Source organism: Nocardioides sp. P4_G4, from assembly GCF_056401085.1.
Genome location: NZ_JBFUKA010000143.1, coordinates 1 through 6284, shown reverse-complemented (window position 1 = coordinate 6284; position 6284 = coordinate 1). Strand labels below are relative to the sequence as shown.

The 6284-nt window shown below is 71.1% G+C and carries 4 protein-coding genes; 1 reads left to right on the top strand and 3 read right to left on the bottom strand.

Going from position 1 to position 6284, the window contains the following annotated elements:
• The coding region (locus tag AC1DQF_RS20890) for an LLM class flavin-dependent oxidoreductase (protein ID WP_477527149.1) at positions 1 to 521 on the top strand (521 nt) is incomplete at its 5' end.
• Positions 522 to 657: 136 nt separating this feature from the next.
• Here the strand turns inward: AC1DQF_RS20890 and AC1DQF_RS20885 are convergent.
• From AC1DQF_RS20885 to hrpB, 3 genes are all read right to left on the bottom strand, one after another.
• Positions 658 to 2397, bottom strand: coding sequence for a M28 family metallopeptidase (locus AC1DQF_RS20885; RefSeq protein ID WP_477527148.1), 1740 nt, complete (start codon positions 2395 to 2397; stop codon positions 658 to 660).
• A 155-nt stretch (positions 2398 to 2552) separates the two neighbouring features.
• A complete protein-coding gene (locus tag AC1DQF_RS20880) occupies positions 2553 to 3458 on the bottom strand; it encodes a haloalkane dehalogenase (RefSeq protein WP_477527147.1) in 906 nt (301 codons plus the stop codon).
• Positions 3459 to 3556: 98 nt separating this feature from the next.
• Complete coding sequence (hrpB, locus tag AC1DQF_RS20875; protein WP_477527146.1) at positions 3557 to 6121, bottom strand: ATP-dependent helicase HrpB; 2565 nt, start codon at positions 6119 to 6121, stop codon at positions 3557 to 3559.
• Between the last annotated feature and the right edge of the window lie 163 nt (positions 6122 to 6284).

Sequence of the window (6284 nt, the reverse complement as noted above, 5' to 3'; positions counted from 1 at the left end):
CAGCCAGCCTGGCGGTGCTCTCCGGCGGACGGTTCGTGCTCGGCCTGGGGCTGGGCGACGACTGGGTGGCCGAGTTCAGCGCGTACGGCGACGAGCCGGTGCCGAAGGTGCGCGGAGGGATGCTCGACGAAGGGCTCACGGTCCTGAAGGGGCTGCTGAGCGGTGAGCCGGTCGACCATGCGGGGACCCACTACACCGCCAGAGATGTCCGGTACCGCCCCGCACCCGCCGTACCGATCTGGCTGGCCGGGCGTTTCGGCAACAAGGCTCCCGTCCGCCGGGCGGCACGACACGACGGCTTCTTCGTCATCGGGCTGGACGGGCCCGATGACCTCGAGACGGTCACCGCGGAGCTGGCCGGGCACGACCCGTCGCCCGGCTTCGAGGTGGTGGTCGATCTGCAACCGGAGCAGGACCCTGCCGAGTGGGTGGACCGTGGCGCCACGTGGGTGCTGACGCGGATCGGGCCGTACGACCTGGACCTCGACGACGTCCGGCGCACCATCGACGCCGGACCCTGACGAACAGGCCCGCCCGTCGGCGACTGGACGGGCTTCGGCCTCGCTCTCGTCGCAGTGACCGCGATGGGTGGTGCGTGGGCGGGCGGGCAGCCGTACGCCGCCCCGGGTAGGAGGCGGCGTACGGGGCTGGAAACCTCTAGCGCATCACTCGGACGTCGTGGCCGTGCCACGTGTAGGCGGGGCCTCGCTTGTTGGCCTTCCGCGCCGTGTGCACCTTCGCGCTGAACGGATCCTTCGTGTCTCCGAAGTAGTACACGGCATAGCTGGCAGCGCCCGAGAGCTCGGCCAGGCTCTGGAGAGAACCACCGGCCATCGCCCTCTGTGCGGCGTGCTTGGCAGCGTCGTCACCCTCGGGAGCAAGACCCTCGGCGTCGAGTGCCGGCACCCCCGTCAGCACGGTGATCAGGTTGTCGCACAGCTGGTGGTAGCACGGGTCGTACCACGAGCCCGCTGCACCGCCGTACACCGCTGCTTCCTCGGCTGTCTTGACGCCCTCGGCGCCGGCGAACACGCCGCCTGCCGGGATTCCACGGTCGGTGAAGCCGACGTAGTCGGACCGGCCGTCGAAGGGCACGCGTGCGCTCTCGAGACCCTTCGAGCTGAACCAGTCGTCGAAGACCTGCTCGACCTTGCCCGAGCCCACCGGGCCGGCGGGGTTGGCCGGGTCAGCGTCGCCGTCGCCGTCGTAGACGAAGCGGACGTAGTTGGGCGACGCGAGCATGTCGTAGTCGAGCATCACGTCGATCTTGTCCACCTCACGCTGGCTGAGGTTGTGCGCGTAGTACGTCGAACCGACCAACCCGTTCTCCTCGGCCCCCCACCACGCGAAGCGGATCTTGTTGCGCAGGTTGTAGTGGCCGTCGGCGAGCTCCTCGGCTTGGGCGAGCAGCGTGGCCGTCCCGGAACCGTCGTCGTTGATGCCGGGCCCGGCCTCCACGGAATCGAGGTGAGCACCGACCACGACGACATGGTTCTGGTCTCCCTTGGGGGTCTCGGCGATCACCTGCGGCAGGAAGCGATCGGTCAAGGTGCCGTACACCTTCAGGTCGACCGTCGGGTTCTGGCCCTGCTTGTACGCCTGCAGAAGCTCGTTGCCGAGCGTGTAGCTCGAGATCACCGCGGCGATCGTCGCCGGCGGGTCGAGCTGGTCCTCCACGTAGATCGGGTTCTGACGCTCCGGGGCGTTGCCCTCGTTGTAGATGATCACTCCCGTGGCGCCTGCCGCCTGTGCCAGCGACCACTTTGCGACGAACGCGCATGTGCCGCGCTGGACRAGCGCGACCTTGCCGGACACGCCGGCGTAGTCGGCCGCCACGCAGCCGCTGGCCGATCCGCCTGTGGGCGGGTCGATGATGCCGCCGACGGGGAACACGGGGGCGTTCGTGAGCGCCACGGTGGGCGAGTTGGCCATGGCGATGAAGTCGGCCGTGGGCTGGTCGCTGTCCTCGGCATCGCCGGGGACGTACGTCTTCGGCGTCGGCGCGACCATGTTCAGGACGGGCGGTTGCGTCTCCGACCAGACCGGGAAGTTGAACTGGTTCACCTGAGGCCTGTAGCCGGCGGCACGCAACGTCGAGACGACGTAGTCGAGCGACTCCCGATAGCCGCTCGACAACACCTCACGCGTGTCGTCGTTGAGGGACGCGATCTGTTGCAGATCCGTCTGGTGCTCCGTGATCTCCGAGACAGAGACACCCTTCACGAATTTCTTGGCCTGAGAACTGTTCGGGGTGACGCCGTGGCCATGGTGGCCCTTCGGTGCCTTGGTGACGACGTGCAGGCCTGACTGCACGGCGCCTGATCCGGACGAGGCGGCGGCCGTGGCAAACAGGACAGAGGCCGCACTCGCAGCCAGTAGCTTTGACGCAGTGTTCATCGCTCCCTCTCGGGCTGCCGACGAACACGTTCGGCCCGATGCCGATACGGTCGGCCGCCGGCTTTCGAAGTTACTTTTCCGTCACCCTGCCCGGATAGCCCCTCGTTGGGGCATCTTCATCCACACGGAGCAAGGGACGCCGACAGGGCGCCCGGTCAACCCCGCATGAAGTCCGCGACGACCCGGCCCAGCTCGGCTCCGGCGTCCTCCTGCAGGAAGTGGCCGGCGTCCTGGATGGTCGGATGGCTGAGGCCTCGCGTGCCGCGGACGAGCTTGTGCAGGATCGGTGCCATCGCGCCGGTGATCGGGTCGCTGTCGCTGAACGCGACCAGGAACGGCAGCTCGCTGGTCGACAGCACCTCCCACGCGACGCGGTTGGCCTCGCTGGCGGGATCGTCGGGGCGGGTGGGCACCAGACCGGGCATGGCACGGGCACCCGCCTTGGCGCGCTCCTCGGGGAACGGTGCGTCGTAGGCCGCGCGTACGTCCTCGGCAACCGGGCGCACGCAGCCGGCCGCGACCAGCCGAGCGATGTCGAGCACCTCGGTCTTCTCGACTGCGCGACGGAACTCCCACCACACCTCGGGCATGTCGACGTCGCCGGTCGGTAGCCCGGTGTTCGCCGCGACCACGCCGGCGAAGCGGTCCGGGTTCTCGGCGACCAGGCGGAGTCCGATCAGTCCGCCCCAGTCCTGACCGACCAGGGTGACCTCGCGCAGGTCGAGGTGGTCGAAGACCAGCTCGCGGGTCCACTCGACCAGTCGGGCGTAGGAGTAGTCGGCCTGGTGGACCGGTTTGTCGGAGCGGCCGAAGCCGACGAGGTCGGGCATCACGCAACGGATCCCGCGCTCGGTGAGCACCCGGGCCACGTGTCGGTACAGGAACGACCAGGAGGGCTCGCCGTGAAGCAGGAGCGCGACCGGCCCGTCGTCCGGTCCCGCGTCGACATACGCCACGCGCAGGGTGCCGCCGTCGGGGTCGGCGACCTCCGCGTATGCCGGCTCCCAGGGGAAGTCGGGCAGGTGCTCGAAGGCGGCGTCCGGGGTGCGGTAGACCTCCATGCCGGAGAGTCTGGCACGGGCTCCTGACCACGCGACGACCCGAACATCCGGGTGTTCCGACATCCGCGGAACCGCCTCGGGGCCAGGCGGCACGCCACTCAGCTTCGGCGAGCCCTGTTGGTCCGCGCGGTGGCGGGTGCGCTGCGTGGATCCTCCGGCCAGGCGTGCTTGGGATAGCGCCCGCGCAGGTCGGCACGCACGCCCGGGTAGCCGTTGTCCCAGAAGGACTCCAGGTCTGCGGTGACGGCCGCCGGGCGTCGTGCGGGTGAGAGCAGGTGCAGCAGGAGCGGGACCCTGCCGTCGGCCAGGACGGGTGCAGCGGTCCAGCCGAAGACCTCTTGCAGTCGCACGGCGAGCACCGGCTGATCCTGGGAGTAGTCGATCCGCACGCTCGACCCGCTGGGCACCTCCACGCGCTCAGGGGCCACGTCGTCGAGCCTGCCCGCCTCCGGCCACGGGACCATCGCTCGCAGGGCGGCCGTCACGTCGATACGACGAAGGTCCCGGGCCGAGCGGACCCGCGCCAACGGCGGCCCGAGCCAGGAGTCGAGGTTCTGCGTCAGTGCTGCGTCGCTCACGTCGGGCCACGGGTCACCGAGCGCGCGGTGCAGGAAGTCGAGGCGGGCGCGCAGCGCGGTGGCCGCCTCCGTCCAGGCGAGGAGAGCGATCCCCTCGCTCGCGACCGCCTCTCGGATCGCGTCGCTCACGGTCTGCGCGGGTGGATCGCTGAGCGGGGTCGAGCTGAGCTCGATCGCGCCCAACAACGTCCGTCGGCGAGCCAGCACCCGCCCACTGGTCCAGGTGACCTCATCCACCTCGGTCCACAGCGATCCCGCTGCCTCCAGCGCGAGGTCCTCGGTGAGGGGGGCCGCCGCGCGGATCCGGGCCTCACGTTGCCCGGGCCGTCGATCCGCGTCACCGACCGCGAGCCACTCCAGTCCGGCCAGCGGCCCCGGGTCGCGCGAGTCGAGCGCCGCGCCCGTCCCGGACGTCATCAGGTAGCTCGACGTCTCGGAGCGCTTGCGGGCAATCCGGTCCGGATGCGCCAGGGCCACCACCAGACCCACCGCCACGTCATCGGTGAGTGCTCCGGCGTGGCCCGACGCCCCTGCCCGGTCGCCGGCGATGCCCTGCCTGGCCACGACCTCCTCCAGCCGGGTGACCTGTCGGCGCCACGATCCTGCCCGCCGGTCGGCGCGCAGTGACCGGAGCGCAGCAACCAGGTCTCCGCCGGGAGCGCGCACGTCCTCGCTCAGCATCGCGACCACCTCTGCGGCCCGTGTGGCCCCGACGAGACCGGCCCCGTCGATCAGGGCACGCGCCAGCCTGGGGTCGGCCGGCACGCCAGCCATCACCCGGCCCCGCGAGGTGGCTCTCCCGTCCTCGGTCATCGCCCCCAGCCCCACCAGCACCTCCTTGGCCGTAGCCAGCGCGTGCGCCGGTGGCTGGTCGAGCAGCGCCATGTCGCGGACGTCGTGGCTGCCCCAGCACGCCACCTCCAGGGCGAAGGCCGTCAGGTCGGCGGTGGCGATCTCCGGCTCCGGGTGAGCGGCCAGGTGCGCGTGCTCCGCCTCGGACCAACACCGCAGCACGGTGCCCGGACCCAGCCGTCCGGCCCGTCCCGCCCGCTGCTCGGCCGCTGCCCGGCTCACCGAGACCGTAACCAGGGAGCCCAGTCCGCGACGGTGATCGGTGCGCGGCTCGCGCGAGAACCCGGCGTCCACCACGACGCGCACCCCGGGCACCGTCAGCGACGACTCGGCGACCGCGGTCGAGACGATCACGCGTCGACGCGGGCTCTCGCTGAGCGCACGATCCTGCTCGCCGCCGGGCAGACGTCCGTGCAGGGCGTGCACGGCCGCGTCCACGCCGGCAAGGCGACGCACGGTCGCCTCGACCTCCGCGACACCCGGCACGAAGACCAGGACGTCCCCTTCGTGCCCTACCAGCGCACGACGCACGGTCGCCGCGACATGGTCGTGGAACGCCGGGGTGATCCCCCGGTCGTCGGTGCGGCGCACCCCCGCAGGCAGCGGGCACCAGACCGCCTGGACCGGGTGCAGGGCACCCGGGACGCGGATCACCGGAGCGCCCCTCAGATCGTCGGGACCATCGGGATCGTCACCCCGGCCGAGCAGGGCGGCCGTCCGTTCGGCCTCGACGGTGGCCGACATCGCCACCAGGGACAGGTCCTCACGCAGGTTGGCCCGGACGTCGATGAGCAGCGCCAAGGTCAGGTCGGCGTCGAGGTGGCGCTCGTGCACCTCGTCGAGCACGACGGCCCCGACGCCGACCAGCTCAGGATCGTGCTGGATCCGCCGGAGCAGCAGACCTGTCGTGACGATCTCGACACGTGTACGTCGACTGCTGCGTCGGTCTCCGCGCACGGCGTACCCGACCGTCTCGCCCACAGGTTCGCCCAGCAGCTGCGCCAACCGCCGGGCAGCCGCACGAGCTGCGATGCGGCTGGGCTGCGTGACGACGACCCGTCCGGCGACGACCCCGGCGACCGCGGGTGGGACCAAGGTCGTCTTGCCGGTGCCCGGCGGTGCCTGGACCACCGCGACCCCGCGAGTGYGAAGCGCCTCGACGAGAGCGGGCAGGCCCGCGGTGACCGGGAGGTCGGGCGGCGCGGCGAGCAGGTTGCGCAGCGGGTCGGACACTCTTGCAGTCTGCCTGACGCGCATCTGCCGACGAGGCTGCGGGACACCCGCCCAGAGCTGACCGCTGAGGAGACTGCATCTGTCTCCGCAGGGTCGGCATCGGCGCTGGATGTCCCTCGCTCAGCTGGTGCGAAGTCACCACGAGACAGCGACGTACTTGCTC